Source organism: Micromonospora sp. NPDC003776 (genome assembly GCF_053605645.1).
In genome coordinates, this window is sequence record NZ_JBSGJR010000749.1 from 1 (window position 1) to 2793 (window position 2793).

At 77.4% G+C, this 2793-nt stretch carries 2 protein-coding genes and 1 pseudogene; all 3 read right to left on the bottom strand.

The features are described from left to right. Window positions 1-109: 109 nt before the first annotated feature. Entirely contained in the window at window positions 110-664 is a 555-nt protein-coding gene (locus tag ACWEVO_RS34345) for a TlpA family protein disulfide reductase (protein ID WP_452311578.1), read from the bottom strand. Between the two features lie 23 nt (window positions 665-687). After that, complete coding sequence (locus ACWEVO_RS34350) at window positions 688-2151, bottom strand: NADH-ubiquinone oxidoreductase-F iron-sulfur binding region domain-containing protein (protein WP_452311579.1); 1464 nt, start codon at window positions 2149-2151, stop codon at window positions 688-690. Next, a pseudogene (locus ACWEVO_RS34355) lies at window positions 2151-2793 on the bottom strand (hypothetical protein); the annotation flags it as partial. The gene ACWEVO_RS34350 and the pseudogene ACWEVO_RS34355, both read right to left, overlap by 1 nt.

A 2793-nucleotide genomic window follows, 5' to 3' on the forward strand; every position in this document is an offset into this window, starting at 1 on the left:
CGCGCCGCCTCCGCCGCCGCGTCCACATCGGTGCCGAGCGCCTCGGCGAGTTCCTGCCGGGTGTCGCCGGCGGCGGCCGGGCCGGTCAGCGCGAGCAGCAGCCCGCCGGTCATCCCCGGGCCAGCGCTTCGACCTGCCGGGTGAGCGACTCCCCGTCGAGGAAGCCCTGGTGCACCACCCGGCCGTCCCGGCCGATGACCACGAAGGTGCTCTGCTCGACCACCTCGAACCGCCGCCACAGCGTGCCGGCCCGGTCGTCCAGCTGCGGGGTGCCGGCCAGGTCGAACTCGGTGACGAACTGCTTCATGGCCGGCTGCTCGCCGAGCCCGGCGACCCCGACGATGGGCACGGTGTCCCGGTACTTCGGGGCGATCTCCGCGACGGTCCACGCCTGGCTGGCGCAGGTGGCGCACCAGGGTGCCCAGAACCAGAGGACCACCGGCCGTCCGGCCAGGGCGGCGGCGGAGAAATCCGTACCGTCGAGGGTCCTGGCGGTGAACCGCAGGGTCTCCGGCACCCGGGCCGGCGGGACGGGCGCGGGGGCGGCCGCCGGCGACGCGGCGGCGACCGCCTCGACCGGAGCCGCGCGCTCCGGGCCGACCGCGCACGCGGCCGGTCCGAGCAGCGCGACGGCCAGCGTGCCGGCCACTGTGGTACGACGCATCCGGGCGTCTCCTCTCGGTCGGGTCACTCGGCCCGGACCAGCCGGAGCGCGAGTTCCGGGCAGACCTTGACCGCCTTGAGCGCGCCCTCGCGCAGCCAGGTGGGCACCGGGGTGGGCGGGAAGGCGGGGTAGCCGTTGCCGTCGAGCCGGATGAAGTCCGGCACGACGTGGGCGCAGAGCCCGTGCCCGTCGCAGCGGGACCAGTCGAGGGTGAGCTTCTGCGGGTTCGCGTCGGGCGCGCCCGGCAGCCCCGTCACGCCCTTCACCCGCTTGCCGCACCCCTCGCCGGCGGCGTGCAGCCGCAGGTCCTCGGCGAACACCTCCATGGCGGAGAGGGCGAAGCGGGCGGTGCCGTCCGGGTGGCTGCACGCGCCGCGCCCCTTCACGTCGCCGGCCGCGGCCCGGACCACCTCGATCGGGGCGCTGCCGGAGACCGCGAGGTCGACGGCGCGGGCCAGGTCGGGCAGGCCCATCCTGCACGGCCCGCACTGCCCGGCGGACTCGCCGGCCAGGTAGCGGACCACCTGGGCGGCCTCGCCGAGCGGGCAGGTGTCCCGGCCGAGCGGCACGATGATGCCCGCGCCGAGGGTGCCGCCGACCGCGGCCAGCCCCTTGCGGGAGACCTCCGCCCGGTCCGCCGCCTCCGGGGTGATCCACTTGCCGTGGTAGCCGCCCATCAGGATGCCCGGCCCGTCGGGCACCTCGCACAGGTCGAGGATCTCCCGCAGCGGGGTGCCGGCGGCGCACTCCACGACGGCGGGGCGCTGCGCCGCGCCGGTGACGGTGAGCAGCACGGTGCCCGGCTCGTCGTCGGTGCCGAGCGCGGCGTACTCGTACGGGCCGAGCCGCGCGGCGACCGCGAGCTGGGCGTACGTCTCGGCGTTGGAGAGCAGGGTGGGCAGCCCGCTCACCCCGGAGTCGCTGGCGCGCCGCTTGGTGCCGGGCGGGATGTGCGGCAGGCCGTTGATGCCGTTGACCAGCGCCCCGCCCTCGCCGGAGATGAACCGGTGCGGCACCGTGACGATGCTGGTCGGCACCGTCATCCGCCGTTCCTGCACCGCCTCGGTGAGCGACGGCCGGCCGATGTCGTCGTCGGCCACCCCGATCACGATCTCCTCGGCGTCCAGCGCGTACGCGGCCAGGGCGGCGCCGTCGAGGATGAGGTGCGGGGCCCGGGTGAGCAGCACCTTGTCCTTCCAGCTCGCCGGCTCGCCCTCGGTGGCGTTGACCACCACGACGGCGCTGAGGTCCTGCCGCTCGCAGGACTTCAACACGGCTCGGAGCTTGCGGGCGAACGGGAAGCCCGCGCCCCCCTTGCCCTTGAGGTCGATCGCCTCGGCGAGCCGGAGCAGCGCGGCGGGCTCCATCGGCCCGATCGGGCCGTGCACGTGCTCGTGGGCGATCAGGTCGAGCCGGCCGAACTCGGCGAAGCCCGCGGTGAGCCGGGGCTCGCCGACGCAGGCGACCGGCGGCACCGCCGTGCGCATCACCGGGCCTCACCCCGCAGCCCGGCCCAGTACGCCCCGTCCACCGCGTCCGCACTGGCCCGCCGCCGGCGGCTGGACCGGCTCTCCCCGGCGGCGCGCAGCGCCCGGCGGGAGGCCAGGTCGACCAGGGTCGGGGTGTCGTCGACGAAGACCTCCTCGGGGACGTAGCGGGCCGGCGGACGCCAGTAGTCCGGCTCCTCCGGCACGTCCTCCTCGACGCTGTGCCGGCCGCCGCCGCTGCGCGGCGCCGCGGAGATCGGGCTGCCGGGGACCGGGCCGCCCGAGCTCGGACCGGCCGAAACCGGCTCGCCGGAGACCGGCCGGCTCGCCCACCGGCGCGGGCTGTCCCACGGCTCCTCCGGCTCCTCGCGGCGGCGGGGCGGAGCCGGGCGTCGGGCGGCGTCGGGCGGAGCGGAGTGCCGCGTACCGGTGTCGGGCGGGGCGGAGTGGCGGCCGCCGGAGTCCGGTACGGCCGAGTAGCGGGCTGTGGTGTCCTCCGCGGCCCCGGGACGCCGGCCGACCTGCTCCTCCTCGTGCCGGTAGCGGCGGGCGGCGCGCTCGTCGTCGCGGCGGCGGGCCGCCGGCACCCGCTCCTCGCGCGCCGCCGGTCGCCCGTCGATCCGCCGGGCCGGTCGCTCCCCG

What these genes read in the sequence shown, in the direction of transcription:
- ACWEVO_RS34345 (WP_452311578.1), bottom strand. Translation starts at nt 664, where the DNA reads ATGCGTCGTACCACAGTGGCCGGCACGCTGGCCGTCGCGCTGCTCGGA.
- ACWEVO_RS34350 (WP_452311579.1), bottom strand. Translation starts at nt 2,151, where the DNA reads ATGCGCACGGCGGTGCCGCCGGTCGCCTGCGTCGGCGAGCCCCGGCTC.